The sequence below is a fragment of the Pedobacter rhodius genome, from assembly GCF_027213645.1.
GTDB lineage: Bacteria > Bacteroidota > Bacteroidia > Sphingobacteriales > Sphingobacteriaceae > Pedobacter > Pedobacter rhodius.
In genome coordinates this window covers 1,049,795-1,075,947 of sequence record NZ_JAPWGL010000002.1, presented here as the reverse complement: position 1 = coordinate 1,075,947, position 26,153 = coordinate 1,049,795, and the positions used below count along the sequence as shown (strand labels likewise).

The window sequence follows — 26,153 nt, the reverse complement described above, 5'->3', positions numbered from 1 at the left end:
CAATCTTAATGCGTTAGATATTATAGCGATAGTTGTAGGATTGCTTCGTGCCTCGCAAGGACGACTTACTTAAAAAACTTTGCGGTCTTTGCGAAAAACATTGTGTTCTTCGCGGTTAAATAAAACAAAATGGGCATTTCAGTAAAAAATCTCTCCAGGCACTACGATAACCAAAAGGCGGTTGATTCGATTAGTTTTGATGCAAAGCCTGGTCGTATTTTAGGTTTTTTAGGTCCGAACGGCGCCGGGAAATCCACAACAATGCGTATGCTCACGGGTTATTTAAAGCCCACATCAGGCGAGGCTGAAATTGCTGATAAAAGCATATTAACCCAAGCCATCGAAGCAAAAAAGCATATTGGCTATTTGCCTGAAAATACACCGCTTTATACCGATATGTATGTTAAGGAATTTCTCAACTTCGTTGGGCAAACTTACGAATTGAAAAATTTAGCTCACCGTGTGGATGAAGTAATCAACATGGTTGGTTTAACGCCCGAGCAACATAAAAAAATCGGAATGCTTTCAAAGGGTTATCGGCAGAGAGTAGGTTTAGCCCAGGCCATTATACATAATCCCGACGTTTTAATTTTAGATGAACCGACATCAGGTTTAGATCCAAACCAATTGATTGGCATCAGGGCTTTAATTAAAGAACTTGGTAAAAATAAAACGGTTATTATTTCAACTCATATTATGCAGGAAGTTGAAGCCATTTGTGACGATATCATCATCATTAACAAAGGTAAAATTGTAGCAAACGATTCACTCGATGGTATAAAAAAAGCGAATAATCAAGATTCATTAGAGGTTATTTTCAGAAAACTTACAGCATAATGTTCAAATCATCTTTAATTTTATCAGGGGCAATTTTATTTTTATCCTTTGCTGCAAAAGCACAGCATGCTAAAATCGGTATCGGAGCCGAAGCTGGTTTTCCATCGGGCAACTTTTCAGGCCTTTCTTCAGTCGGTGCAGGTGCATCTTTAAAAGCCGAATTTCCGCTTTCTAAGGCATTTTCAATTATAGTAAACGGAGGCATCATGAATTTCTTTGGCAGAAACAATCAATTGTTATCCGTTCAGGATTTAACTTACGCACCTTTAAAAGCGGGTTTAAAATATCAGCTAAGTGAAACATTTTATGCTGAAGGACAACTGGGTGCCGCGTTGCCATTAAATAACGGACAAAAAACCCTTTTTGCCTGGTCGCCGGGCTTAGGGAATTTATTTAATCTGCCAGGCAAGCATATGCTTGATTTGGGCATCAGGTATGAGGGCTGGACCGGAAAAAATGAAAGCCTTAGTTTTTTGAATCGTTCGAACACTAAAGGATTTATTGGAATAAGATTCGCCTATATTTTTGGATTGTAGATAAGAAATAAGTCTATGAAATTATAAAATTTTTATTATTCAAATATGATTATCTTCGACATTTAAATCGTATGTACGCAGTATTTAAACGCGAATTATTTAGTTTTTTGAGTTCGATGGTCGCCTATATAACCATCGGCATTTTTCTTTTAGTTTCCGGCCTTTTACTTTGGTTCTTCCCGGATACTTCGGTACTGGATTACGGTTATGCTGAACTTAGCGGTTTTTTTAGTCTGGTACCTTATCTTTTTATGTTTCTTATTCCGGCAGTTACCATGCGTTCTTTTGCTGAAGAACGGAGAGAAGGAACTTATGAACTTTTAATTACGAAACCCATAACACTCTGGCAAATTGTTTCAGCAAAATATTTAGCCTGTTTAGCGCTTGTACTTTTTTCACTTATTCCAACCTCAGTTTACTACTATTCAATTTCTAAGTTAGGTTTGCCGGAGGGTAATATAGACTCCGGCGCGGTCATAGGCTCATATGTGGGATTGTTTTTGCTGGGTTCTGCATTTACCGCAATCGGAATTTTTGCTTCAGCCCTAACCAAAAATCAAATTATTGCTTTTGCCGTTTCTGCGGCGCTATGTGGATTTGCATTTCTGGGTTTTGATTACAGCAGCCAAATCTTTGCTATGCAGAATTTCGAAACCATAATTTCTTCACTGGGCATTAATCAGCATTATCAATCGATTAGTCGTGGCGTTTTGGATACCCGCGACCTGATTTATTTTATAAGCTTTTCTGTACTATTTCTATTTTTAACGAAACTGGTGATTGAGGGGAAGAAATGATGAAAAATAAATGGGTTAGAATTGTTATGGTTTTATTGGCCTTGGTATTATTAAATATTGGCGGGCAATATTTTTTTCATCGGTTTGATTTTACGGCTGATAGGCGTTTTACATTGAATGATAAAACAAAAAAACTTCTTGAAAATACGCAAAACCCCGTAACCATAACTGTTTTTTTGAATGGTGCGCTTCCGTCGGCATTTAAACGTTTACAAGCATCAGTTAAGGATTTATTGTCGGATTACAAAGCTTACGCTAAAGCGGATTTAAAAGTGGTTTTTGTTGACCCGCTGGATGGATTAAGTGCTGCCGATCAGGATACAGTGATTAATAATCTTTATCAGCAGGGTATAGAAGCCACAAACCTGAGTGTGAAAACGGAAAGTGGTTTAACACAAAAATTGGTTTATCCAATGGCCATGATTGAAAGTAATGGTAAACAAATGCCGGTTAAGCTTTTACAGAATCTGGATGCCGGGGGCAGTTATGAAGACAACATAAACCGTTCAATCGAAAATCTGGAATATACTTTTACCGCTGGCCTGAAAAAAGTAATTACCGGAAATAATCCAAGAATTGGTTTTACCGAATCCAATGGGGAACCAACCGATTTGCAACTTTACGATGCCATGCACACGCTTGCAAATAGCTACGAAGTGGGGCGGGTAGATTTGAATACGATAGATAAAGCAGGGTTAGATAAGTTGAAAATAATGATAATCGTAAAACCTCAAACCGCTTTTTCCGAAACAGAAAAATATAAAATTAACTATTTCGTGATGAATGGGGGACGGGTGCTTTGGAGCATAGATCAGGTTTCTGCAGAATTAGATAGTTTGAGCGGGAAGGGCAGTCAAATGGCTTTTAATAAAAGCCTGAATCTTGATGACATGCTTTTTATGTATGGTGCCCGGATTAATTACAATATCATTGCCGATAAAAATGCTGCTGACATTCCCATTTCAACAGGAACAGTTGGCGGTCAGCCCCAGCTTCAATTGGTGCCATGGATTTATTATCCGATTTTACTGCCAGATACTGCTGCAAGCCTGGTTAAAAATCTAGATGGAATTAAGGCGGAATTTGCAAGTACAGTAGATACGATAGGCTCAAAAGGCGTAAAGAAAACATACATTCTGACAACGTCTAATTTCAATAAAGTATTTAACGTGCCGAAATTGTTTTCCTTACAAATGGTTGCAGAACAGCCTGATCCAAAAACTTTTCAAAACCCCTTGCAAAGTGCGGGCGTTTTGCTGGAAGGTAGTTTTCCTTCCGTATTTGCCGGCCGGCCTTTACCTGCCGGTATTTCCCTGCCGTTTACAACAGTGCTAACCAGTAAGCCTGCAAAAATGGTGGTCATCGGCGATGGCGATATTTTCAAAAACCAGGTTGTTGCAAAAGATAATTCACCATTGCCATTGGGTTTTGACCGGTATACACAACGTACCTATGGAAACAAATCTTTGCTGTTAAATATTGCTGATTATTTTGCAGATGATGATAATTTAATTGTTTTGCGTAATAAGGAGCTAAAAATCAGATTGTTAGATAAGGCAAAAATTAAAATGGAGAAAACGAAGTGGCAAATTGTAAATATTGTTGTACCCTTGCTATTGTTAATATTCTTTGCGATTTTTCAACATTATTACCGCAAGTACAAGTACGCTAAATAATTTTTATATTTTTGAAGAAGACTAAATGATATCATGAGATTTATTGTATCCACATCAACTTTATTAAAACACCTGCAAACGGTAAATGGTGCATCCAGCAGCAGTACCGTTTTACCTATATTAGAAAATTTTCTTTTCGAAATTAAAGATGGTAATTTAACCATCTCTGCTACAGACTTGCAAACCAGCATGACTACGGCGCTTGCTGTAGAATCGAAAGAAGAGGGTAAAGTAGCCGTTCCATCAAAAATTTTATTAGATACGCTTAAAACTTTACCAGACCAGCCAATTGCCTTTAACATTGATGATACAACTTTCGCAATAGAAATTAGCGCCGGTGATGGTAAATATAAATTAAGTGGCGAAAACGGTGATGATTTTCCTAAAATCCCTGTTGTAGAAAATGCTTCATCTGTAAATCTTCCGGCTTCAGTTTTAACAGAAGCCATTACAAAAACAATTTTTGCTGTTAGTAATGATGAACTACGCCCGGCAATGACAGGTGTTTTTTGTCAGCTATCGCCTCAGCACATCACTTTCGTTGCCACTGATGCGCACAAATTGGTTCGTTACCGCCGTATGGATAGCAAAGCCGATAAAGCAACTTCTTTTATTTTACCTAAAAAAGCTTTAACACTTTTAAAGGCTGCGCTGCCATCGAATGATATTAATGTTTCCGTTGATTATAACGCAACCAGTGCCTTCTTCAAATTTGAAAACATAAATTTAGTGTGTCGTTTAATAGACGAACGCTATCCTGATTATGAAGCAGTAATTCCTCAAAATAACCCAAACAAACTGGTAATTGACAGAGGTTTATTCTTAAATACACTACGCCGGGTGGTCATTTTTGCCAATAAAACGACACATCAGGTTCGGTTAAAAATTAACGGCAGCGAATTGAATATTTCATCAGAAGATTTAGATTTTGCAAACGAAGCACATGAGCGTTTGAGCTGCCAATATGATGGCGAAGACCTGGAAATTGGCTTTAATGCACGTTTTTTAATCGAAATGCTAAGTAATTTAAGTGGTGATGAAATAACTTTAGAACTTTCTACGCCAAACAGAGCTGGGCTTTTAATTCCTCAAACTAATGATGAGAATGAAGATGTTTTAATGTTGGTTATGCCTGTAATGCTAAATAACAGTTATTAATCTACTGGTTTTTTAGTTTGTTTATAAAAAATGGCTTGGTTTTTGACCGAGCCATTTTTGTTTTACGCCAAATACAACTATCTATGAAAACCTCTACAACTGCTGTCTTAAAATTTTATATATTATTGTTAACTTTTTCTGTTGGTTTCTTATCCTGTAAAAAAAACGATCCCGATGTGGTCGTTAAAGGACAGGCTAAAATTAAGGTAATTAATGCCATACAAACTGATATTAAGCAAGATGTTTATGTTGATAATGAGAAATTAACCAGCATGGCATTAGCCTTTGGAGAAACAAGTGAATACGTAAAGATTCCTTCAGGTACCAGAAACCTGACTTTTACAGGTACAAATAGCTTAAATACCGATACAAATTTGAATTTTACTCCAGCGCTCACTTATAGTACATTTTTGGTTTCAGACAGAAATGGAAACAGGGAAATCGTAAATTACGAAGATAATTTAAGTGTATCAGACATGGCTAATCCTAAAATAAGGTTTATAAACTTAACACCATATTTTAATACAGGCATTAATGTAAGCATACAAACAGGTTCTCCATTTGTAAATGCTTTACTTTTTAAAGAGGCTTCTAATTATTTTACTTTGGAAGCCGGGGCCGATTTAAAATACAATGTTGTTGGTTCAGGCAATATAAAAACCATATTGGCAAGTGAGTTATTACCCGGAAAAATATATTCAATCTGGTTTAGCGGATTAACATCAGCAACTTTACAAGCACACTTAATTGTAGATAATTAGATATTAAGATTTTCGTTAATCATTTAAAATACAAAGGCTATCTTTGTTGATACCTATTATAATTCCGTATGAAAATTAAACCAATTCTGCTGCTCAAAATGTCCGTTTTATTAGTAGCTGTTTGTTTAATTCTATCATGCGTTAAAACCAATAATCTAGACTTTGATACCAAAGTAAGGTTTGTAAACACAATAGATGAGAAACCTCAGGATTTCTATCTAAATGAAGTCAAATCAGCAACAGGCATATCCTATAGTGCGAACAGCGATTACGTGGTTGCAGCAGGCGATAAAGAATACAATATTTTTGCTAAAAACACAACTACCCAGTCGGTAAGCAGTTCTGTAAAATATTCTTTAAAGGTTGGGAGAAACTATTCTGTTTATTACCTGAAAAAATCTGCAATGGACTCTGTGCTTAATGTTATGGAAGATGATTTAACACCTGATACAGCAAATGCAAGGCTTTTTTTTATTAACCTTGGCTATACGCTTGGTTCAAGAGTAAGCATCAGAAATGAAACGTCAAATCCAGTAAACATTACTTTGGGAAACGGCGAAAACTCAGGTTATATTAAAATACCTACCGGAAAAAATTCCAGGCTCTATTTCAATCTTATTGATTCCGCTCAGGTTATCGATACCATTTCTTACACCAACTTTTTTAAAGGTAAAACATACACCATTATAATTGATGGTGTTAATAAAGGTGCTAGCAAGGGAAAGCTTAAGGAGCGATTGATAGCCAACAATTAACTAATTTCATTAATAAATTCAGAATAGTCTTCTAATCAATTTGATATTCCTATTTTTGCCCAAAATCATATAAATGGAATTACTACAACAGCTTTGGGATTTTATTGCCCACATAGATGTTCATTTAGCAGAAATCATTCGCGATTACCAAACTTGGACCTACCTTATATTGTTCTTAATCATTTTTGCTGAAACAGGTTTTGTAGTTACACCATTTTTGCCGGGCGATTCGTTGCTTTTTGCCGCGGGCGCATTAATAGCAGGAGGCAATACCGGTTTAAACATCTGGTTGATGCTTTTAATTTTAATTGTGGCCGCTATTGCAGGAAATAGCTTAAATTATAAGTTAGGGACAGTTTTAGGCTCCGGCGTTTTCAAAGAAGAAAATAAAATATTAAAACTTAAATATTACCATCAATCGCATGATTTTTTTGAGAAACATGGCGGTAAAGCCATCATGCTAAGTAGATTTTTGCCGATTTTCAGAACAATTGCACCGTTCGTAGCGGGTATTGCAAAAATGCCTTTTGGCCGTTTTACTTACTACAACATTATTGGCGGGGTGGCCTGGATTGTTGCTTTATTACTGGGTGGTTATCTGCTGGGGCAAATTCCTATTATCAAAAATAATTTTGAAATTGTTATTCTAACCATCGCAATTGTAACATTTGTTCCGGCAATATGGGCGGCTATTAAAAGTAGAATGCAACCAAAAAAAATTGAAGAGATTATTGAGGGCGATGATTCTAAATAGAAAGCATATTAAGGCGAGATTTATTCTCGCCTTTTTTATTACAATTCTCTTCCAATCGGTAGTCCTTTTTGATACTTCTTTTCCGCATCATTTTCCATTTTCTTTTCTTCAGGCTCTAAATCTATTTTAATAAGGTTTTTTAGTTCAGGCTGGCCTGCATCTACCCAGGCTGAATACCAAAATGAACCAATTTCTAAAATAGCGGAGCGCATTTGTTTTTCCACCATATTATTCATTTTATCGTGATAAGCTTTTGAATAAGCGATGGAGTATTGTTTTAAGATAGCGTGATTCCTTTCACTAAAACTATATTTCTTATCAGAAGGGAAAGAAGCTGCCAGTTGCGCCTCAAATATAAAAACGGTATCAACCAAGCTATGGGTATGCTTAAGTGTTTTCCAGGCTTCTTTCAGTGGGTTTTCGATGTAAATAGCCTTGCCTACAACAAAATTGTAATTGGCAGAAAAGAGTTCTGGTAATCTGCTTTCCCAAAAGGCGTGGATACCAACCTGATTTGTTAATTGTCCGTTATGGTTTGAGGTGGTATGCAAAGGCACGTGTGCATCACCTATATAGTGTCCCAAATCTGCAGAGTATTTCAAAATTCTAATGGAATCCCTGGTTTTAAAAGCCTTTACCAGACTAAAATACGTACGCTGAATTTGCCAGGGAATAATACCGTTCTTGTTTAAATGCTTTTGCCCATATTTAGCTAAGGCATCTTTCCATTTTTCAGGAATACTGTCGATATCTTTTTCATAGTTTTCTACATCCAGATAATGTCTTGGTGCTTCTAAAGTATCTGCATACCGGCGCTTATCCGGGTCAACAGCATGTTCGGTGATGTATTTTATATTCTTTTTGTAGAAGCCAATCATGCCTGTAGGCAAGGTGAAAGTAGCCAGGTTGTTTATTCTCCGGTGGGCAAAGAAACCCCAGGCGGTACAAAGAAAAAGCGGGATGATTAACGCAATTATAATCGTTAATCTTTTCATATTGAAAGATAGCTAAAATGCTTTAATTTTTTGCATGTAGGTTATTTTTCTTCTACTGGTGCATAAGTTACAATATCGATGCCTACGCCATTTGGATCTTCAATTGCAAAATGCCTGTCTCCCCATGGTTCATTTCTTATATCGATCTTAATCTCCACCTTTTTCTTTTTCATGATTTTATAAATCTTGTCCACATCATCAACTTCTAAGGTTAAATACATGCCTTCGCCTTTAAAAGGTTTGTGAAAAAACGGCTGCTGAGTCGGATGGTTTGGTAACAGAAAACTAATTTCAGAACTTTTATCTGGTGTATGCAACAGAAGGTAAAACTCGTTTTCAAATGTTACTCCAAAATTTAACAAACTTGTATAAAAGACTTTGCTTTCCGCGATTTTGGATGTTATTATACCGGCATTTAATTTCATGATGTAATTTTTTTTAGGATTTAACTTATTTTGTGAAAGTACATTGCCTGCAAAAAGCAATATAATTGATAAACTTAAAATCTGCTTTTTCATCTTTATTAAATAATTTAAATGGGCTAAAGCATTCCTGATTTTACCGAAGCTTTAATGCCGTCTTGTTATCCAAAGTTGAATAAAAGCAGCACATTAGGATTGTAAAAATCGGACAAAATTATCTTCCAAAAGCTTTGTTTGGTGTTACACCATAAAGGTTTTTAAAATTTTTGATAAAATGTGCCTGATCATAGTAGCCGTTATCTAAAAAAAGCTTGTTTTGTTTTAAACTCTGCGAAGATGGTTTCGCTTTAAGGATATTTTGAAATCTAACTACCTGGCTGAAAGTTTTTTGAGTATCGCCGATGTAAAATTCGAATAATCTGCGGAGTTGCCTGGTACTTAAACCAACATCTAAATCTTTTTCAATATTAAGTACACCAAAATTTTTCAAAATAATGTCTATGGCATGGTAAAGCCGGTTATCGTATTCTAAATTAATTTCTTTAATATGATTTAAGAAGTATTTATCTAATCGTAATTTTACCTGATATTCAGTTTGATGGGCAGAAAAATTATTATAAATGAATTTGGCAATCTGGGGTACCACTGCATCCAGGTTTTGCGAACGGTTGCTCAAATCAATGGCATTGATTTTAAATAGTGCAGGAAACATTGTCGGTAAAAACCTGATGCCAACATAATGAAATCTGTCTTCCAGCTCGAATTCGGTATATTTTTTGCAAAAACCCATCACAAAGCTTTCTTCCGGTTGATTTAAATCGAAGAAAATATCTATGCATCCATCGGCAACAACCTTATAATTAAATGGTTCATTTAGTTTATGATTGGTTTTTAGTTCCCAGTAACAATAAATGTAAGGTTGTAATTGAATGTCGGGCAAACGCTCTGCATAACTAACCGATTTAGCCGATTGACTTACAGTAGGCTGGATTGGTGTGTAAAGATTACGAATGTCAATAAGGTTTTTCAAACTGGTTCTTATGAAAAAATAATCAAATAATTACTAAAATTAATGAAACATATACTATTCTTTTAAAGCTGCTCTAACTTTTGGCGCAATCTGAGTCCCGAAAATTTCTATCGATTTCATCATAGCTGCGTGCGATGGTCCACCAACGTCCATGTGTGCCGAGAAACGGGTTAAACCAAAGGTTTCTTCCATTGCCAGAATTTTATCAACAGATTCGTTTGCATCTCCGATGATAAGTGCACCTTTACTGTTTCTTCCAGCTTCAAACTGGTTTCTTTGGAACGGTGCCCAACCACGACTTTTGCCAATTCTATTCATTTGTGCCGAGTATAACGGGAAATAATAATCAGAAACTTCCTGGCTGTTTTCGCCAAATAATGAGTGCATGTGAACGCCAACTTCGAATTTATTCATATCATGACCATAAGCCTGATAAACTTTTTTATAGTAGTCGAAAAGGGGTTTAAATTGTATAGGTTGTCCACCGATGATGGCAAACATCACAGGTAAACCCAATCTTCCGGCACGTTCTACCGATTCTGGTGTTCCGCCAACAGCTACCCAGATTTTTAAATTACCGTTAACTGCACGAGGCAAAACCTCCTGATTAACCAATTCAGGGCGGAATCTTCCTTTCCAGGTTATTTTTGGTTCTTTATTTATTTTTAAGAGCAGCTCTAATTTTTCTTCGTAAAGTTCATCGTAATCCTGAAGATTGTACCCAAATAAAGGAAAGGATTCGATGAAACTCCCGCGACCAGCCATTAATTCGGCTCTGCCATTGGAGATTAAATCTATCGTTGCAAAATTTTGATACAGTTTTACAGGGTCTGATGAACTTAAAACTGATACTGCACTGCTTAATTTAATGTTTTTAGTAACAGTTGCTGCGGCTGCCAAAATAATTTCAGGACTCGAAACGGCATAATCCGGACGATGGTGCTCACCAATTCCGTAGAAATCTAATCCTACTTCATCCATTAATTTAATTTCTTCTATAATTTCCTGAAGTCTTTGCTGAGCGGGCTGAATTTCTCCTTTTGCATTAATCTGCAAATCGCCGAACATACCGATACCTAATTCCATAACTGATAAATTATTTAACAAAGTTAACAGGTCAGGGACGGAGGAGTTTTGATGTATGGTAAGAAAAATTTTAACAAAAGAGTACAAGAGCTCAATGAGAATAAAGTTAATAATCTCAAGTGACATGATTTTATGTAATTCGTTTAACGCTGGTCATCGCAAGGCACGAAGCAATCTTAATGCTTTAAGTTTATTCATTTCTATAGCTATAAAATTGATTCACATCTTGCAACAGAGTTGAAACGTCAAATCACCGGACTTCTGACTTTTAACCCCCGACTTACTCTATCTTCTTCCCTTTCATTGCAGTAGAAATCGCTGCATCCATTACACGTTCTGCAAACGGACGTGTAAACTCATTCAGCTCATCGGCTTTTTTAAGAATTGTATCTTTTTCCTGAGAAGATAATGCTGTTTTCAGTGACTCGATATGAACTTTGGTTTCCGAAATTTCTTTCTCAGTTAAATGTTCAGCATGTTTTTCGATGAAACGCTCTGCGGTGTAAAGCAACTGTTCGCCCTCGCTGCGAGCCTCAATTAACATGCGTTGTTCCACATCACTTTTAGCATGTTCAATGCTATCTAACAGCATTTTCTCTACCGTGTCATCGCTTAAACCATAGCTCGGTGTAATTTCGATTTCCTGTTTCACGCCCGAACGTAGTTCGATGGCCTGAACCGTTAAAATTCCATCTGCATTAAGCAAGAAATTGATATCTACTTTTGGCAAGCCCGCAGGCATAGCCGGAATTCCCTTTAAATCAAACTCGGCTAGTTTACGGTTCTCTTTTACCAAATCACGTTCGCCCTGATAAACTGAAATTTTCATGTTCACCTGTCCATCGATAGATGTGGTATATTGGCGACCGGCTTTAGTTGGAACTTTACTGTTCCGGGCAATAATGACATCCATTAAACCACCCATGGTTTCGATACCCAGCGAAAGGGGCGTAACATCAAGCAGCAAAATATCTGAACGGTTTCCCGCTAAAACATCTGCCTGAATCGCAGCACCAAGGGCTACAACCTCATCTGGATTAATATTATCCTGGGGTTTTTTACCGAAGAAATTTTCTACAGCCTGCTTTACAAAGGGCGTACGGGTAGAACCGCCCACTAAAATCACTTCATCAATTTCAGCCGTGGTTAAATCGGCATCTTTTAAGGCATTTTTACAGGCAGTAATGGTTTCCTCAACTTTTGCAGCAATCAATTGCTCGAAAGTCTGCTTATCTAAAGTACACCAGATTTCGCCAACTTGCTCGTTGTATAGATTTTGGGTAGATAGGGCTTTTTTAGCCGCTTCGGCCTGTAAGCGCAGCGTTTGCATCAGGATATTATCCTCCGCAACAACAGTTAAATCCAGGTTATTTTTTTCAATCCAGTAATTTAAAATAGCACGATCGAAGTCGTCGCCGCCTAAATAAGTATTTCCGTTTGTAGCCAAAACTTCGAAAATTCCATTTTGAATCTGAAGAATGGAAACATCAAAGGTTCCGCCGCCTAAATCGTAAACGGCAATGGTTTTTTGCTCGCTTGGATCTAAACCGATTCCATAAGCCAAGCTCGCTGCGGTAGGTTCATTTACAATACGCATTACATCCAGTCCGGCAAGTTTTCCTGCATCACGTGTTGCCTGGCGCTGACTGTCGTTAAAATAGGCCGGAACGGTAATCACAGCCCTGTTAACAGGTGTTTTTAAAGCATGTTCAGCTCTGGCTTTTAGTTCTTTTAAAATTTCGGCAGATAATTCAATAGGTGTATAAAAACGGTCGCCAGCCTGAATTTTTACCAACGCATCAGTATCATCATCAATAATTTTGTAAGAGAAAATAGCTGCATGATCGGCTACATCTTTGTAAGAACGACCTAATAATCTTTTTACGGAGAAAATTGTATTTGCCGGGTCGGTCGTTAAGAATTCTTTCGCCTCGTTACCTACAACAGCTTCGTTCTGATGATTGAAATGTACGATTGATGGTACCAATATTCCTTTTCCAGAATCGTTTATTACCTGCGGATTTTTTTCAGGATTGATAAACGCCACCAAACTATTGGTGGTGCCTAAATCGATTCCGACTATAATTTCTTCCTTTTGAAACGAACCTGTAGCAAGGTTAATTGATATTTTTGCCATGCGGCGAATTTACGGAGATTGTTGCAATGTTTTCGGGTTGAAATGTTTTAATGTTGTAAAGAAAGTCTCAAAGTCCGAAGTCTCAAAGTTTGAAGGCGATACGTTAAAAATCCTGGTTAATCTTATAATCCCAGAATCCTGGTTTAAATCCTGTCTTATCCTGAAAATCCTTAAATCCTGTTTGGAAATGAGCGGTTCGGTAAATCTTCGGTAGCTGTAGTCCTGCTTTTGGTACAAGCCAAACCGAAAAAGTTTGGGCTTTTCCCGTCAATCAGGTTTATAAACAAAGAGAAGATGCTTTTTGGGAAATAAACCACCCCCGACCCCTCCTTATTTCAAGGAGGGGAGCTTGGCAGTGCTATTTTTTGTTGAGTGGGGTACTAACATTAATGATTGATAAAAACTTGCTAAGTACGCATTCGGCATCAGAAGATTTGGCAGCAAAAACTAATAAATTTTGGAGTAACACCACTTCTTTTTTCCACTGAAGTAAGAAATCCTACGAGTGAAGCACTACCTTGAATATCGCACAATCATTCACACGGCTTAGGATTACGGATAAAAATTTGTTGAGTATTTGCAACAAATATTCGCAAGCCTTGATTTATTCATTAGTATTTATTGTTTTTATTTGTGTTCATGAACTCGCAGAAATGCTCGGTCTTGTTTCTTTTTATCAAGAAAAAGAAAAAAGCCTGTCTGGCTAAGACAAAACTACTTCCTATTCTTCTCCTCAATCCACAACGACATATACTTTGTGCTTTGCACTGTATGATGATTTAGAATCTGCCCTATAAAATTATGCTGGCGATGCACCGATAAATTTATTTTTTTAACCAAAGAAATGAAGTCATCAGCAAATTTCATGGCAGCATATCGTTCATTAATAATTCGAACACCATTGTGCTGAGCAGAAAGCCAGCTCGTTTTATCTTCATATAAGACAACTGCTTTTTCAATGAAAACTTCCAGGTCGTCTTCAATAAATCCATTCCAGTCTAAAGCGCCTTTCATCGCTTCGGCACCGATAGATGTTGTTACAGATGGTGTTCCGGCCTGCATAGCGTCAATAAATTTCCCCTTTACGCCGGCGCCAAACTGAATAGGGGCAAGCAAAATCCTGTGCTTTGAAATTGTTTGCTGCGCATCGGCCGCTCTTCCCCGAATAAAAAATCTTTCGTTTTTATTCTCCAATTGCAGCACTTTCTGTGAGGGGTAAGCGCCATAAATATTCATATTGACACCAGGCAATTTCTTCCTTAATGCTGGCCAAATTTTAGTCTTTAAAACCTGAACAGTATTCCAATTTGGTTCATGTAAGAAGTTGCCAATAAAAACAAAATCAGCTCGTTCTTCAATAGGAATCCATTTTTTTATCGTTTCTTCGGTGATTTCATTTTCCAGAAAGGGCAAATAGTAGAGCAGCGAGGAATCAATTTTAAAAGCCTCTGTTAATATTTTCATTTCTACTTCCGAAATGATTAAAGATAAATCGCAACGCAGAATAGAAGCGATTTCCCGCTTTGCGGTATCAGAAAACAAATCAATCTCGGTTTGCTTTTTGTCGCTCTGCTGACGGGCACTTCGCAGGCAATGTAAATCTTCCGTGTCTAAAATCCTGAGCGCAGCAGGACATTCCTGCTGCACGCGCCAGCCATATTGTTCCTCAACCATAAAGCGGTCGAATAGTACAATTTCCGGCATTAAGTTTTTTAAAAATGAATTGAAACTTTCGTCGTTGAGTTTTATTTCCTGCTCTATAACGCGGCTCGAAGAAAAATCATAGCTAAAATCGCTTTTTGATGCTGCCGATGCAAAAGTAACTTCGTAACCCTTGCGCAAAAATAAATCGACCAGTTGAATCATCCGTGTTCCAGCTGCCGATGAAGCAGGTTCAGGCCAGACCAATCCAATAATCAATATTTTTTTTGCGTTCATATGTTTCACTGCAAAATAAGTGCTTTTTTTTGGCTCCCGCAGATAAATGTGATTTTCGCTGATTAAATCAAAATCTGCGCTCATGTTCTAAATCTGCGGGAGGTATTAAACGTATGTTAAATATTCTTAATTTTGCAGCTCAATTACACCACCACATGTTAGGATTAAAATTATTGACAGACCCACGTTGGGCGAATATTGCGGAATCGAATTTAGAAGAAATTTTATCTGATCATGCCTGGTGCGAACAAAAAGCGGCATCTAATGCGATTACTTTAATCACTCAAAATTCTGAACACCAGGATTTAGTTGATGAATTAACGGCCATCGCAATAGAAGAAATGCAGCATTTCCAAATGGTTATTGACATCATCAAAAAACGTGGCTACACGTTGAGTCGTGAGCGTAAGGATGATTACGTTGGTCGGCTGGTAAAGTTTAGTAAAAAAGATGGTAGCCGTAACCAGGCTTTTATCGACCGGCTTTTGTTTGCTGCAATGATTGAAGCCAGAAGCTGTGAACGTTTTCGGGTACTTTCTTTAAGTATCAAGGATGAGGAATTGGCTAAATTTTACCATGAATTGATGGTTTCAGAAGCTGGTCATTACACTACTTTCCTGAACTTCGCCCGTAAATACAGTACTGATGTTGATGTAGAAAAACGCTGGGCGGCATGGTTAGAATTTGAAGGGGAGTTAATCCAAAGTTTCGGAACGAAAGAGGCCATACATGGGTAAGTTGCAGGTTACGGGTTAAAGGTTTTGGGCGTCAAAACCCGTAACTTTTAAACTTTAACTTTTAACCCATTTTTATGGATATTCCACAGCCAAATCACAATATCCTGATAGCTGTCGATTCCTTTTTTCTGGTTGTTGAGTTTTAAGAAACTATCGAAAGCGGCGTCCATATAGCCGAACATTTCGCCGTTATATTTGCGCCAGAATTCCTTTTCAGTTTTAAAATCGGCGAGTACGCCGGCTGATAGTTTATCGTGAAGTCTTTTATAATCATCAGGCGATTTCATTCTGATTTCGAACAAAATATACCTCAGCATTTCGTAATTGGCAGAATATTGATAATTTATATCAGGACTGTTGCTCGCAGTTAAGTAGCCTAAAAGGTTGGCCTCGTCTTCATAAGAAATGCCTAACTGATGTGCAATTTCATGGCAGGAAACATAAGGCTTCACAAAATCGGGGAGATTCATATTCATATTTGCCTCGCCTGTTAAGGGCGCATAGTAACCCTCAATGCCAACTTTGCTAATTATCCACGAATTTAAAACCGCTTTTAAGCAAGGGTTTGCGTAACGAAATAACGAATTTCTTTTTTCCATTAAATCGTAGGCTTTCGCTGAATTGATTTCTAAATCGTTAACGGAGTAAGCCGGGATTTTGGTTTGTTCGATTTTTAAATTATTAGTTTTTTGTACGAAGTAATCGCCCAGTAGGACCAATTCTTTTACGCTATATTTTTCGTTTCCAATGCCTAATTCCGCACTCACACTTGGCCGGCTATAATTTAAACCCCAAACAATTTTAAATATGATGTATAAAATCAAAAAGAAATTTAAAACTTGCAGCGGAACGATAATTCTATCCGCTTTCTTGAAAGTTTTTCTTCTTTTGAAAAATCTGATGATTTTATAAAAAACAAAACCGATTAGTAAAGCATAAACAATATCGCCAATTGCGAAGGGAAAAATGGAGGATATAAACCTTAGTGAAGACGAAATATAAGGATAAATGCCTGTTGAATAATATTTTTGGACAAGGGCAGGGAACAGGCCGAAAAGGAAAATCAGAATTGTTAAACTGATTAAAACCAAAAGTTTTTTATATACCGAATGCTTAAACACTACTAATAGTGGCCTTTTAAAGATTAAATTTCCAAGATAATAATGATGCCATCATCATGGATTTCGTAAACAATTCGGTGCTCATCATTTATTCTGTGAGACCAGGAACCGGATAACTCATATTTGAGTGGTTCAGGTTTTCCGATACCCTCAAAAGGAATTTCTGGCTGGCTTCGTTGCCTGATTTTTTCCAGTATTTTAAATGCTCAACAGCCTTTTGATCATATATTATTTCCATAAATCTTCAACCGCAATTTTTACACCCTTACCGTTTTTGATGTCTTCTCGTGCTAGCAAAATATCCTTTACAAACTCTGGGTTATAAGGGCTTTATTCAGTCTCAAAATCAATTTTCAAAGCTTTCATAACCGCTTTTAGAGCGGTGGCTTGTTCTTCGTTTTTCGGATGTGCAATTAAAGTTTCCATTTTGATATTGCGTATTAAACAAATATAACAAAACTATCTAGCAAAAGTTAGTCGCCTGCCAATCTGGTCAGTTGTGAATTTGCCTTTTTGATAAGCCAGATTTCCCGATACAAAAGTGTGTGTAACACTGGCCTGGAAAGTATCACCATCAAAAGGGCTCCAGCCACATTTGTAGAAATTATTCAGCTTGGTTACTGTCCACGCATCTTTTAAATCAACGAGAACTAAATCTGCCCAATATCCCTCACGGATGAAACCGCGTTTTTCGATGTCGAAACAGATGGCCAGGTTATGAGCCGTTTTTTCAACGATTTTCTCCAATGAAATTTTGCCTTGCAAATGCATTTCCAGTAGAGCAGGCAACGCATGTTGAACCAATGGTCCGCCTGATGGTGCTTGTGTGTAAGGCTGGTTCTTTTCCTCTAAAGTATGTGGCGCATGGTCGGTTGCAATAACATCTATGTTGTCATTTAAGACGCCCTGAAGAATGCCGTTTTGGTCTTCCGCCGTTTTAACCGCTGGATTCCATTTTATAAAATTTCCTTTGGTTGCATAATCCTTATCATTAAACCAAAGGTGATGAACGCAGGCTTCTGCCGTGATTTTTTTATACTTTAGTGGAATGGTATTATCAAACAAAGCAATTTCTTTTGCCGTTGAAATATGTAAAATGTGCAGGCGGGTTTGATAACTTTTTGCCAGTTCAACCGCTAACGAAGAAGATTTATAACAAGCCTCTGCGCTGCGTATCAGCGGATGCATATCGATCGTTAAATCATCGCCGTATTTTGCCTTAAATTCTGCTAAATTATGGCGAATAGTTGCCTCATCTTCGCAATGCGTAGCAACTAAGATTGGCGCTTTGCTAAAAATGTTTTCCAAAGTTTTTTCATTATCAACCAGCATATTTCCTGTTGATGAACCCATGAAAACCTTAATGCCGCAAACGTTTTTCGGGTCGGTTTTTAAAACTTCTTCGATGTTATCGTTACTGGCACCCATGTAAAAGGAATAATTGGCCAGCGAAGTTTCTGCAGCAATGGCATATTTATCGGCCAGTAATTCTTGTGTTAAAGTATTCGGAACGGTGTTGGGCATTTCCATGAAAGAAGTGATTCCACCGGCAACAGCAGCCATACTTTCGGTGAAAATATCGGCCTTGTGTGTTAAGCCTGGCTCGCGGAAATGGACCTGGTCATCGATCATTCCCGGTAAAAGGTATTGGCCTTCGGCATTAATTTCTATTGCATCTGGTGCGGATAAATTTTGACCGATTTTCTCTATAAATCCATCTTTAATTAATACGTCGGCAACAATCTTCTGTCCCTCGTTTACAATTGTGGCGGCTTTTATCAGGTAAGCATTCATGGTTTCAAAGGTAGTATTTTACTATAAAGTATAAAGTAAAAAGTAGTGAGTATCAAGTATCAACTAATGAGTATCAAGTATCAAGTGAAAAGTATCAGGTAGTGAGTTTCAAGTGTGATTGGAACTGAATTGTTTTAAGTGCCGACAACTTTCTGTCCGCATTGCTGTTAAAGTTGTCAACGATCAGCCAGAATTCCGGCCAGATGTAAACCCATCTACCTTACGCCTTCAAACCCTCAACCTTAATCACTATCTTTGTGCGCTATGGCAAAATCGTTCGAAGAATTTAAGTTAAACAGGCAAATTTTAAATGCAGTTGCCGATGCAGGTTACACCGTTGCCACACCGATACAGGAAAAAGCAATTGCACCGGTGTTATCCGGGCAGGACATTTTCGGTATTGCTGAGACCGGAACAGGGAAAACTGCGGCTTTTGTTCTGCCGATTTTAATGCAATTAAAATATGCTCAAGGGGAAAACCCAAGGGCTTTGATTTTATCGCCAACACGAGAACTGGCTATGCAAATTGCTGAACAGGTAAAATTATTTTCGACCTATACCGATTTACGGTCGCTGGTTATTTTCGGTGGAATTGGTCCGAAAACACAGAAAGAACAAATTGCTAAAGGGATAGATATTTTAATTGCTACACCAGGAAGATTTTTAGATTTATATTTAGCCGGCGATATTAATACACAAAGCCTGAAGTTTTTAGTATTGGATGAGGCGGATAAGATGATGGATATGGGTTTTATAGGCTCAATTCACAGAATTTTGGAAATCGTTCCCCGTAAACGCCAAAACCTGTTATTCTCGGCAACGATGAGTGATTTGGTTCAAAAAATTGCCGGGGATTTCTTGAATAATCCACTGGTAATTGAAGCCTCAGCACAGGCTACTCCGGCAGCGAATGTTACACAAACTTTATACTACGTTCCGAATTTTAAAACGAAAATTAACTTACTGCAACATTTACTGAAGAATGATGAGACTTTTAACCGTCTGATTATCTTCTGTAAAACGAAAACGGTTGCCGACAATATTTTCAGTTTTATTGAACGAAGATATGGTGCTGAAAATGTTCGTGTAATCCATGCCAATAAAGGACAAAATACAAGAATCAATTCGATAAATAGTTTTAAGGAGGGTAATATTCGTGTTTTGGTAGCAACCGATGTGGCGAGCAGAGGGATTGATGTAAGTGATGTAAGCCATGTGATTAATTTCGATGTGCCGATTATTATTGAAGATTATGTGCACCGGATTGGACGTACAGGCCGGGCTTTCGCCAAAGGCGATGCAATTACGTTCGCTACCGATGCCGAGAAATATTACATACGTAAAATTGAAAAGCTAATCCGGCAGTATATTCCGGTGGCCGAAATTCCGGAGAGTGTTTATATAGATGAAACGCCATATGAGGAGCGCCAGCATATTGCAAAAGAAATCGACATGCAGAAACGTAAGGAAGACCCCGACTTTCAGGGTGCTTTCCATGAGAAAAAACATGCGGCGGCAATAGAGAAAAAGGTAAGGGAAAAGGCAAAAGCAAAGGCCGGAAAACAAATTAAATCGTTTAAAAAAGGTAAAAAATTCGATAAGAAAAAATAAATTAGTTAATGAACTTCAGGATTACGCCTTTAAATATCATTGGAGCCGTCGGATTAGGATTAGCGGCTTTTAATATTTTAAGTCCGAAAGATAATACACCGCGACATATAGACATGAGTGGTTTTTATTTGCTCATTTTAGGATGCCTGATTCTGGTTACATTTATTACCGATTTGATTTTCCGTTTCACACTAAAGGATTTGAAAAAAATCTGGATTGTAGAGTCAGTTTTCATTATCATTACTGCGATACTGACATTGATAATCCAAAAAATAGCGTAATTCAAGGGTAAAAAAATATGTGTAATTCGTTCATCTGTGTAATCAAACCAAAAATTAAGCATCTTTGCAGCCGAAAAACCGATAATTGCTTGATTAGTTAATCGGTGTAATCAATTTTAAACATGAAAACAGCAGAAATAAAATTAACAGTCGAGTTGGATGAGGCCAATAATCCGGATAACATCCTTTGGGAAAGTACAGATTCCGGAAATGCTGATAAAGTGCCGGCAAAAGCAATGTTTTTATCGGTTTGGGACCATAACTATAAAAATACATTAAAAATAGACCTTTGGACAAAGGATATGCCTGTTGATGAAATGAAACGTTTCTTCTACGAAACTTTGCAAACCATGGGCGATAGCTTTTTAAAAGCTACGAATGAAACTTTAATTGTGGAAGATTTACGCGATTATTGTGCACACTTCGCGGAGAAGATGGGTATTGTTGAGGGACAGTAGGTTAGTTCATTGGTCATTAGTAATTGGTTCATTGAACATAGCCCGAAGAAAATACCAGACAAGTTAATGATAAACCGATGTTATTAAATGTAATTCGTAAATCTAAAATCTTAAATCAAAATGTTAGTTTTAAATAAATTCAGGGCTTGGTTAGGTATCTTATTATGTACTGTAGCAGGGTTTTGTCCGATGTTAAAAGTGCCGATTAAAGGCAACTGGAACTTATATCAATCTGATGCACGTTTGTTTTTGATTACTTATGCGCTACTCGCGTTATCTGTTTTAATCCTATTTATCAGGAAAGCAGGGGCATTTCGTTTTATAAGTTCTGTGATGGCCATCTGGTACGTATTGGCCGTTATTGCCGTTTATTTTACAGCTAACAATTATACAAAATATGGTTTTGCTAATAAACTCATCGGCAGAGTTGTTCATTTCCAATGGGGGTGGATTGTGCTTTTAGTTGGCGTAATTTTTATGCTTTTCAGCACTAAACGCGGCGAAAAAATCATGGCTAAAACTAGCCTTTAAACTGAGCAGTAAGTTTGTTTACCTCATATCCTTTCGCCTTGCAACGGGCAACAATTTCATCATGGGTTTTCTTCGGCATGGTTTGATTACGGCTCATGATGAATAAAAATTTATGGTCGGGGTGGCCGACAACCACGTAAGAATAATCTTCCGCCAGCTCGATAATCCAGTAGTCTACCTTTATCGGCCAAACAAATTGCGCTTGTAATTCGCCATTGTTTCCTTCATCTGATGGAAACATTTTTGAATTTCTTGAATACACTTTCTCATCATTAGGCTTTTTATACGTGGTTAACACATTATAATAACCTTCTTTATTTAAAGTATACTTTGTAGTTGTTTCTCTGCTGCCTTTATCGAAAATTGTTGGTATGGAATACAACGAATACCAGGTTCCCGAATATTTTTTTAAATCTAATTTCGCCACAGGAGCATTTTTTTCCATCGGCAGGTAACTTAAAATTATTAAAAGGACTGAGCAAATCGTTTTCATAACATCAATAGGTTTTGATATTACATACGATACGATTAAATAAATAGTTTTTTAAAATTGGTTTTTTGCTTTCCAAATAAAGCCATCGAGAACATAATGAGTAGCTTGCGGTAGCGCTAAAAGCGGTATTAATAAAGATAATAACTCGTTACCTGTTACTTTGGGTAATGATGAGAAAGGTTTAAAAACAGATTGATGCTCTTTCCAAATAAAACCGTCCCAAAGCCCTTCTTCGAGGTAAGCAAAAGCAATCAGAATGGTAATAAAATAAAATATTCCAAACTTTCCAAAACACAGTTTCATCAATCTGGTTTTAAGCGCATTTTTTTTGAGTTTCTTTTTCTCAAAGAACCATATCAGCGCCATGTAAGGAATACCATGTGAAATAACATTGAGCGTTGTAAAAGCCATATCACCATTGAAGTAAATAATACCAAAATACCAGGATAGAAACGTTCCGATTACAATTAAATTTCTGGGAATATTTAACTTTCTTTCGCTAATAATAATTGTCAATTCTTTAAAAGCATAAATTCCAATTATTAAAATATATGTGAAGCCCGATGCTTTAAGGATACTTTCATTTTTGTATGTTAAAAAATCACCATCTATAAACCAGTTAAAATTTCTTGTGCCACTAAGGTGCCAGAAAATTAGTGGGTATAATGTTGCAGTATAAATTGCGATTTTATCAATTGACGTTAATAAATCGTTATATTTTTCATTTCTGGAATACAGGCGCATAAAGCCGTATTGTTGCCTTATGAAATGATAAACAGCTAAGTAAGCCAGTAACCGCCAAAACCATTGGCCATCAAATTGATAAATTATAACACCGGTAATATAACATAGTACTGGAATTGTAACTAGTAATGCGCTTTGTCTTCTTAAATTATCAGTATTAAAATATGTTCTGTAAAGTGTACTGTAAACATGAGCAACATCGATAAAAACGATTAAAAATACCCAATAAGCCAGTGGGAAATCTTTGGAATTTTGAAATTTTTCAGGGAAAATAAACACCAACAAAAGGGAAAAAAACGCAGGTGATAAAATGAAAATAATATCATTTAGGGCGGAATTTAACCAAGGTTGATTTTCTTTATCTGTTTGCATCTAAAACTTGCTTTGCTGCTTTTATGCCCTGATGAAAAGCTTCCTCAAAGATAGAGATTCCACTTAAATCACTATGCGCAAAGAAAATTTTCTCCTCGATTGGTGTGCGTGCCTTTTCCAGGTTCTCACTCCATATAAAGTTTTTAGTTGGCGCAATCATGCCGTGTCCCCATATCCAAAAATCTATGTTTTCAATTGCCTGGGTTATTCCTGGATGTATAATTTCTAGTTCAGGAACAACAATATCGAGCCATTGCTCATAATTCCTTGAATATGCTGCTAACCTTGACACTGCCGGTTCAAAGTTGCACAATGGTAAGTAATATGTAATTACTTTTTTATCCTCCGAAATTTTTAAGTGTTGTTGCGCTGAATTTACATAACCAACTGATGCCGTATTGTAGGCTACGTTATCCCAGCACAAACCTCTGCCTTTCGATTGTGGTAATTCATTAATGGTAATATTTGCAATTAGCCATGGTGAATAACTGAAATAACTGTATTCAATTGGTCTATGCAAGTTTTTTAGTAGGCGATTATTTACATATTGAGGTGATGATAAAATGATTTTTTCAGTTTCAATCTTTTCGGTAATATTAGTTTCCGGATTAAAAACTGTTGCCAGCATATTTCCATTTGCAGTCAGATTTATATCGTAACACATTGTTGATGTTTTAATGTGGTCCTTAAGTTTGCCTGTAAGTTGTTTCATAATCCAGCCATTTCCTTCCGGCCAGGTTAATATAGCATTTTGTTCTGCGTTTGCTGCTTCTCCTCTACGAGATGCAAAGTAATGCAATCCAGCCCAGGCAGATATTTTATCTAACTTTTGCCCATAATCATCCTTACAGGCATAATTTAAGTACCAAAGCAAATATTTTGAAGTGTATCCTTTTTCTTCGAGATAATCTTTGAATGTAATTTTATCTAGCTCCCGGTAATCCTTGTCGGCGGAAGAAGAACTTATGGGGATATTAAACAAAAATTTTCCATCGCTGCCTTTCGTATTTTTCAGCTTGCTTACTAGATACAGGAAATCTTTAATTTGCAGTTTGTCATTTGCTGGTACGCCAAAATCTGGAATTAAACCATCTTGCCATTCACCGTTTATCAATAACCTTTCTTCTGGCTCGAATGTCAAAAAGTAATCGTTGTAATAAGGGATTTTGTTTTCGAAATGAGTAATTACATTTATTTCTTTTAAAAAATCAATAAGCAAATCGTCATCATTGTTGGCAACTGTAATATAATGGGCACCTAAAGGGTAGGAGGAAGTTTTGTTAGTTCCAAAATGTGAATTTCCACCTGGATGGTTTTCTAATTCGAGAATTTCGAAATCCTTTTCACCATTTTTCTGGAGCCACCTTGCGGCCGATAGTCCGGAAATTCCACTTCCAATAATTAAAGTTTTTACTTTTCTAGAACTACTAGGTTTGGGTAGCTTAATTTTATCACGTAATATATGACCAGCTTTTGAGTCAGGACCATTCAGGGCTCCTTTAATGTTGTATTTAGATTTAATTTTCTTTAAACAGCCATTTAGGAAAATCCCACCTGTAATTAAACCAACCCTCAGTAAAAAAGAGCGCCTTTTTAAATAGGTGGTTAAGTCACCTTTATAAAACGTTTGCCCACTCATCTTCAAAGTATTTTACCAGAATCTGGTTGTTTAATTTGTTAACTTCTGTTTCTACTTTACCCATATCCTTTGGAAAAAAAAGCATTAGGTTAACACTTTCCCTTGAAACAAATTTTAGTCCCGGAATATAATTTTGAGGTTTTTTGTATGGGTTTTCAGGTTCAGTTGCTAAAATATAACCCCATTCTCCGAAGGATGGAACATAGTTATGGTATGGAATGGTTTTTAATCCCACACTTTCTAAAGTTTTATTAACTGTCCAGAAAGATTTTGGTGCAACATAGGGTGAAGTTGATTGCACTACCATCAATCCTTTTGGTGCAAGAATGCCTTTAACCAATTTATAAAAAGCATTTGTGTATAGTTTTCCTACGGCATAATTTGACGGGTCTGGAAAATCGATTACAATAAAATCAAACTTTTTTTGCTGAGCCTTAATCCAGCTAAAGGCATCAGCGTTAATAACTTTTACTTTTGGAGATAATAATGAGTTTTTGTTGATATCCAAAAGTATTTTGTTTGACTGAAAAAGGCTGGTCATGCCTTTATCCAAGTCAACTAAGGTTACAGAATCGATATTCTGATATTTAAGAATTTCTCGTACTGCAAGTCCATCGCCACCGCCCATCACCAAAACACGTTTGGCAAAAGGCAATGCCTGAAGTCCTGGATGAACTAAAGCTTCATGGTATCGGTATTCATCATCAGAACTGAACTGCAAATTCCCATTCAAGAAAAGTCTTAAAACCTTATTTTTCTTAGTTAGAATTATTCGCTGATAAAGCGTACTCTTGGAATAAATAATGGTATCGCTATAAGTTTGGCTTTCTGAAAAACTTGTTATTTTATCTGCATAAACAAAGCCAATAAGTAGCGTAATTATACTCAACATGGAGGCGCTCTGCAGGTATTTGGAGGCTCTAATTTCTTTTTTGAAACTGACACAAACGATTAGCGCTACAACGACATTTAGCACGCCAAACATAAACGCTGTTTTTACCAGGCCCAAATGCGGAATTAGTAAAAGCGGGAAAATTAAAGAAGCTAGCAGAGCACCGATATAGTCGAATGTAAAAACTTTTGAAACTAAATCTCTAAACTCATATCGGTCTTTCAAAATTCGCATCAGTAATGGGATTTCTAATCCAACAAGAATGCCGGTAAGACTTACAAAACCATAGAGTACAATCCGAAATGATGCGATGCTTTCAAAAACCAAGAATAGAACTGTTGAGCTGAAACCCCCTATCAAACCAACCAAAATTTCAATTTGGATGAACCAGGAAAGAATATTTTTTTCGAAATACTTTGAAATCCAGGAGCCTATACCCATTGAGAAAAGGTATACGCCAATTATTGTAGAAAATTGTGTTACTGAGTCACCAAGTAAATAACTGGCAAGTGTGCCTGCAATTAACTCGTAGATTAAGCCGCAGGTTGCTACAACAAATACAGAAATTAATAAAAGTGCCGGTAGCTTTTTATTCATG

At 36.9% G+C, this 26,153-nt stretch carries 27 protein-coding genes and 1 pseudogene; 13 read left to right on the top strand and 15 right to left on the bottom strand.

The window, feature by feature from the left end; genetic code table 11:
* Nucleotides 1-129: 129 nt before the first annotated feature.
* From O0931_RS09970 to O0931_RS09935, 8 genes are all read left to right on the top strand, one after another.
* Nucleotides 130-837, top strand: a complete 708-nt coding sequence (locus O0931_RS09970; protein WP_269415410.1) for an ATP-binding cassette domain-containing protein — start codon at nt 130-132, stop codon at nt 835-837.
* Nucleotides 837-1,373: a hypothetical protein gene (locus O0931_RS09965; RefSeq protein WP_269415409.1), complete on the top strand. Its 537-nt coding sequence runs from the start codon at nt 837-839 to the stop codon at nt 1,371-1,373. Before O0931_RS09970 ends, O0931_RS09965 begins: the two co-directional genes overlap by 1 nt.
* Before the next feature lie 71 nt (nt 1,374-1,444).
* The gene (gldF, locus tag O0931_RS09960; protein WP_269415408.1) at nt 1,445-2,170 is read left to right on the top strand and encodes a gliding motility-associated ABC transporter permease subunit GldF; all 726 of its coding nucleotides are present in this window, start codon (nt 1,445-1,447) and stop codon (nt 2,168-2,170) included.
* A complete protein-coding gene (gene gldG / locus O0931_RS09955; protein ID WP_269415407.1) occupies nt 2,167-3,846 on the top strand; it encodes a gliding motility-associated ABC transporter substrate-binding protein GldG in 1,680 nt (559 codons plus the stop codon). Before gldF ends, gldG begins: the two co-directional genes overlap by 4 nt.
* A gap of 33 nt (nt 3,847-3,879) precedes the next feature.
* Nucleotides 3,880-5,004, top strand: coding sequence for a DNA polymerase III subunit beta (gene dnaN, locus O0931_RS09950; protein WP_269415406.1), 1,125 nt, complete (start codon nt 3,880-3,882; stop codon nt 5,002-5,004).
* A gap of 83 nt (nt 5,005-5,087) precedes the next feature.
* On the top strand, nt 5,088-5,765 hold the full coding sequence (locus O0931_RS09945; RefSeq protein WP_269415405.1) for a DUF4397 domain-containing protein: 678 nt from the start codon (nt 5,088-5,090) through the stop codon (nt 5,763-5,765).
* A 68-nt stretch (nt 5,766-5,833) separates the two neighbouring features.
* Nucleotides 5,834-6,520, top strand: coding sequence for a DUF4397 domain-containing protein (locus O0931_RS09940; protein ID WP_269415404.1), 687 nt, complete (start codon nt 5,834-5,836; stop codon nt 6,518-6,520).
* Between the two features lie 73 nt (nt 6,521-6,593).
* Nucleotides 6,594-7,274: a DedA family protein gene (locus O0931_RS09935; protein WP_269415403.1), complete on the top strand. Its 681-nt coding sequence runs from the start codon at nt 6,594-6,596 to the stop codon at nt 7,272-7,274.
* 38 nt (nt 7,275-7,312) lie between these two features.
* Here the strand turns inward: O0931_RS09935 and O0931_RS09930 are convergent, their stop codons facing one another.
* From O0931_RS09930 to O0931_RS09905, 6 genes are all read right to left on the bottom strand, one after another.
* Nucleotides 7,313-8,269, bottom strand: coding sequence for a zinc dependent phospholipase C family protein (locus tag O0931_RS09930; protein ID WP_269415402.1), 957 nt, complete (start codon nt 8,267-8,269; stop codon nt 7,313-7,315).
* Between the two features lie 41 nt (nt 8,270-8,310).
* Nucleotides 8,311-8,787: a VOC family protein gene (locus O0931_RS09925; protein ID WP_269415401.1), complete on the bottom strand. Its 477-nt coding sequence runs from the start codon at nt 8,785-8,787 to the stop codon at nt 8,311-8,313.
* A gap of 118 nt (nt 8,788-8,905) precedes the next feature.
* Nucleotides 8,906-9,721, bottom strand: coding sequence for an AraC family transcriptional regulator (locus O0931_RS09920; protein ID WP_269415400.1), 816 nt, complete (start codon nt 9,719-9,721; stop codon nt 8,906-8,908).
* Between the two features lie 54 nt (nt 9,722-9,775).
* Entirely contained in the window at nt 9,776-10,807 is a 1,032-nt protein-coding gene (locus tag O0931_RS09915) for an Atu2307/SP_0267 family LLM class monooxygenase (RefSeq protein ID WP_269415399.1), read from the bottom strand.
* Between the two features lie 280 nt (nt 10,808-11,087).
* Nucleotides 11,088-12,944 (bottom strand): Fe-S protein assembly chaperone HscA, encoded by a 1,857-nt coding sequence (gene hscA, locus O0931_RS09910; RefSeq protein ID WP_269415398.1) that lies wholly within the window; start codon nt 12,942-12,944, stop codon nt 11,088-11,090.
* A 714-nt stretch (nt 12,945-13,658) separates the two neighbouring features.
* Entirely contained in the window at nt 13,659-14,966 is a 1,308-nt protein-coding gene (locus tag O0931_RS09905) for a glycosyltransferase (protein ID WP_269415397.1), read from the bottom strand.
* 71 nt (nt 14,967-15,037) lie between these two features.
* On the opposite strand from O0931_RS09905, the gene O0931_RS09900 reads away from it, so the two are divergent.
* Nucleotides 15,038-15,619 (top strand): MiaE family protein, encoded by a 582-nt coding sequence (locus O0931_RS09900; RefSeq protein ID WP_269415448.1) that lies wholly within the window; start codon nt 15,038-15,040, stop codon nt 15,617-15,619.
* A gap of 47 nt (nt 15,620-15,666) precedes the next feature.
* Here the strand turns inward: O0931_RS09900 and O0931_RS09895 are convergent, their stop codons facing one another.
* From O0931_RS09895 to O0931_RS09880, 5 genes and pseudogenes are all read right to left on the bottom strand, one after another.
* Nucleotides 15,667-16,740, bottom strand: coding sequence for a DUF3810 domain-containing protein (locus tag O0931_RS09895; protein WP_269415396.1), 1,074 nt, complete (start codon nt 16,738-16,740; stop codon nt 15,667-15,669).
* 23 nt (nt 16,741-16,763) lie between these two features.
* Nucleotides 16,764-16,886 (bottom strand): Txe/YoeB family addiction module toxin, encoded by a 123-nt coding sequence (locus O0931_RS09890; protein WP_269415447.1) that lies wholly within the window; start codon nt 16,884-16,886, stop codon nt 16,764-16,766.
* Nucleotides 16,829-16,978 (bottom strand): hypothetical protein, encoded by a 150-nt coding sequence (locus O0931_RS09885; RefSeq protein WP_269415395.1) that lies wholly within the window; start codon nt 16,976-16,978, stop codon nt 16,829-16,831. The genes O0931_RS09890 and O0931_RS09885 overlap by 58 nt, the downstream gene beginning before the upstream one ends.
* A pseudogene (locus O0931_RS20095) lies at nt 16,969-17,166 on the bottom strand (DUF2683 family protein). The gene O0931_RS09885 and the pseudogene O0931_RS20095 overlap by 10 nt, the downstream one beginning before the upstream one ends.
* 33 nt (nt 17,167-17,199) lie before the next feature.
* Complete coding sequence (locus O0931_RS09880; RefSeq protein ID WP_269415394.1) at nt 17,200-18,534, bottom strand: dihydroorotase; 1,335 nt, start codon at nt 18,532-18,534, stop codon at nt 17,200-17,202.
* A gap of 264 nt (nt 18,535-18,798) precedes the next feature.
* Here O0931_RS09880 and O0931_RS09875 point away from each other — a divergent pair, with 264 nt between their 5' ends.
* The 4 genes from O0931_RS09875 (at nt 18,799) to O0931_RS09860 (ending at nt 21,415) form a co-directional block, all read left to right on the top strand.
* Nucleotides 18,799-20,145, top strand: a complete 1,347-nt coding sequence (locus O0931_RS09875; RefSeq protein WP_269415393.1) for a DEAD/DEAH box helicase — start codon at nt 18,799-18,801, stop codon at nt 20,143-20,145.
* Between the two features lie 8 nt (nt 20,146-20,153).
* The gene (locus tag O0931_RS09870) at nt 20,154-20,426 is read left to right on the top strand and encodes a hypothetical protein (protein WP_269415392.1); all 273 of its coding nucleotides are present in this window, start codon (nt 20,154-20,156) and stop codon (nt 20,424-20,426) included.
* Between the two features lie 122 nt (nt 20,427-20,548).
* The gene (gene gldC / locus O0931_RS09865) at nt 20,549-20,884 is read left to right on the top strand and encodes a gliding motility protein GldC (RefSeq protein ID WP_029288764.1); all 336 of its coding nucleotides are present in this window, start codon (nt 20,549-20,551) and stop codon (nt 20,882-20,884) included.
* A gap of 120 nt (nt 20,885-21,004) precedes the next feature.
* The gene (locus O0931_RS09860) at nt 21,005-21,415 is read left to right on the top strand and encodes a hypothetical protein (RefSeq protein WP_269415391.1); all 411 of its coding nucleotides are present in this window, start codon (nt 21,005-21,007) and stop codon (nt 21,413-21,415) included.
* On the opposite strand, the gene O0931_RS09855 is transcribed toward O0931_RS09860, so the two are convergent.
* From O0931_RS09855 to O0931_RS09840, 4 genes are read right to left on the bottom strand one after another with little or no spacing between them, the layout of a single operon-like run.
* Complete coding sequence (locus tag O0931_RS09855) at nt 21,405-21,908, bottom strand: lipocalin family protein (RefSeq protein ID WP_269415390.1); 504 nt, start codon at nt 21,906-21,908, stop codon at nt 21,405-21,407. The genes O0931_RS09860 and O0931_RS09855 overlap by 11 nt on opposite strands.
* 51 nt (nt 21,909-21,959) lie before the next feature.
* A complete protein-coding gene (locus tag O0931_RS09850; RefSeq protein WP_269415389.1) occupies nt 21,960-23,024 on the bottom strand; it encodes a hypothetical protein in 1,065 nt (354 codons plus the stop codon).
* Nucleotides 23,011-24,663: an FAD-dependent oxidoreductase gene (locus O0931_RS09845; RefSeq protein ID WP_269415388.1), complete on the bottom strand. Its 1,653-nt coding sequence runs from the start codon at nt 24,661-24,663 to the stop codon at nt 23,011-23,013. Before O0931_RS09845 ends, O0931_RS09850 begins: the two co-directional genes overlap by 14 nt.
* Nucleotides 24,641-26,152, bottom strand: a complete 1,512-nt coding sequence (locus O0931_RS09840) for a polyamine aminopropyltransferase (RefSeq protein ID WP_269415387.1) — start codon at nt 26,150-26,152, stop codon at nt 24,641-24,643. The genes O0931_RS09845 and O0931_RS09840 overlap by 23 nt, the downstream gene beginning before the upstream one ends.
* Nucleotide 26,153: the final 1 nt, after the last annotated feature.

Excerpts from the sequence above, each read along its gene's own strand:
- O0931_RS09970 (WP_269415410.1), top strand. The coding sequence starts at position 130 with ATGGGCATTTCAGTAAAAAATCTCTCCAGGCACTACGATAACCAAAAG.
- O0931_RS09965 (WP_269415409.1), top strand. The coding sequence starts at position 837 with ATGTTCAAATCATCTTTAATTTTATCAGGGGCAATTTTATTTTTATCC.
- gldF (WP_269415408.1), top strand. The coding sequence starts at position 1,445 with ATGTACGCAGTATTTAAACGCGAATTATTTAGTTTTTTGAGTTCGATG.
- gldG (WP_269415407.1), top strand. The coding sequence starts at position 2,167 with ATGATGAAAAATAAATGGGTTAGAATTGTTATGGTTTTATTGGCCTTG.
- dnaN (WP_269415406.1), top strand. The coding sequence starts at position 3,880 with ATGAGATTTATTGTATCCACATCAACTTTATTAAAACACCTGCAAACG.
- O0931_RS09945 (WP_269415405.1), top strand. The coding sequence starts at position 5,088 with ATGAAAACCTCTACAACTGCTGTCTTAAAATTTTATATATTATTGTTA.
- O0931_RS09940 (WP_269415404.1), top strand. The coding sequence starts at position 5,834 with ATGAAAATTAAACCAATTCTGCTGCTCAAAATGTCCGTTTTATTAGTA.
- O0931_RS09935 (WP_269415403.1), top strand. The coding sequence starts at position 6,594 with ATGGAATTACTACAACAGCTTTGGGATTTTATTGCCCACATAGATGTT.
- O0931_RS09930 (WP_269415402.1), bottom strand. The coding sequence starts at position 8,269 with ATGAAAAGATTAACGATTATAATTGCGTTAATCATCCCGCTTTTTCTT.
- O0931_RS09925 (WP_269415401.1), bottom strand. The coding sequence starts at position 8,787 with ATGAAAAAGCAGATTTTAAGTTTATCAATTATATTGCTTTTTGCAGGC.
- O0931_RS09915 (WP_269415399.1), bottom strand. The coding sequence starts at position 10,807 with ATGGAATTAGGTATCGGTATGTTCGGCGATTTGCAGATTAATGCAAAA.
- hscA (WP_269415398.1), bottom strand. The coding sequence starts at position 12,944 with ATGGCAAAAATATCAATTAACCTTGCTACAGGTTCGTTTCAAAAGGAA.
- O0931_RS09905 (WP_269415397.1), bottom strand. The coding sequence starts at position 14,966 with ATGAGCGCAGATTTTGATTTAATCAGCGAAAATCACATTTATCTGCGG.
- O0931_RS09900 (WP_269415448.1), top strand. The coding sequence starts at position 15,038 with ATGTTAGGATTAAAATTATTGACAGACCCACGTTGGGCGAATATTGCG.
- O0931_RS09885 (WP_269415395.1), bottom strand. The coding sequence starts at position 16,978 with ATGGAAATAATATATGATCAAAAGGCTGTTGAGCATTTAAAATACTGG.
- O0931_RS09880 (WP_269415394.1), bottom strand. The coding sequence starts at position 18,534 with ATGAATGCTTACCTGATAAAAGCCGCCACAATTGTAAACGAGGGACAG.
- O0931_RS09875 (WP_269415393.1), top strand. The coding sequence starts at position 18,799 with ATGGCAAAATCGTTCGAAGAATTTAAGTTAAACAGGCAAATTTTAAAT.
- O0931_RS09870 (WP_269415392.1), top strand. The coding sequence starts at position 20,154 with ATGAACTTCAGGATTACGCCTTTAAATATCATTGGAGCCGTCGGATTA.
- gldC (WP_029288764.1), top strand. The coding sequence starts at position 20,549 with ATGAAAACAGCAGAAATAAAATTAACAGTCGAGTTGGATGAGGCCAAT.
- O0931_RS09860 (WP_269415391.1), top strand. The coding sequence starts at position 21,005 with ATGTTAGTTTTAAATAAATTCAGGGCTTGGTTAGGTATCTTATTATGT.
- O0931_RS09855 (WP_269415390.1), bottom strand. The coding sequence starts at position 21,908 with ATGAAAACGATTTGCTCAGTCCTTTTAATAATTTTAAGTTACCTGCCG.
- O0931_RS09850 (WP_269415389.1), bottom strand. The coding sequence starts at position 23,024 with ATGCAAACAGATAAAGAAAATCAACCTTGGTTAAATTCCGCCCTAAAT.
- O0931_RS09845 (WP_269415388.1), bottom strand. The coding sequence starts at position 24,663 with ATGAGTGGGCAAACGTTTTATAAAGGTGACTTAACCACCTATTTAAAA.
- O0931_RS09840 (WP_269415387.1), bottom strand. The coding sequence starts at position 26,152 with ATGAATAAAAAGCTACCGGCACTTTTATTAATTTCTGTATTTGTTGTA.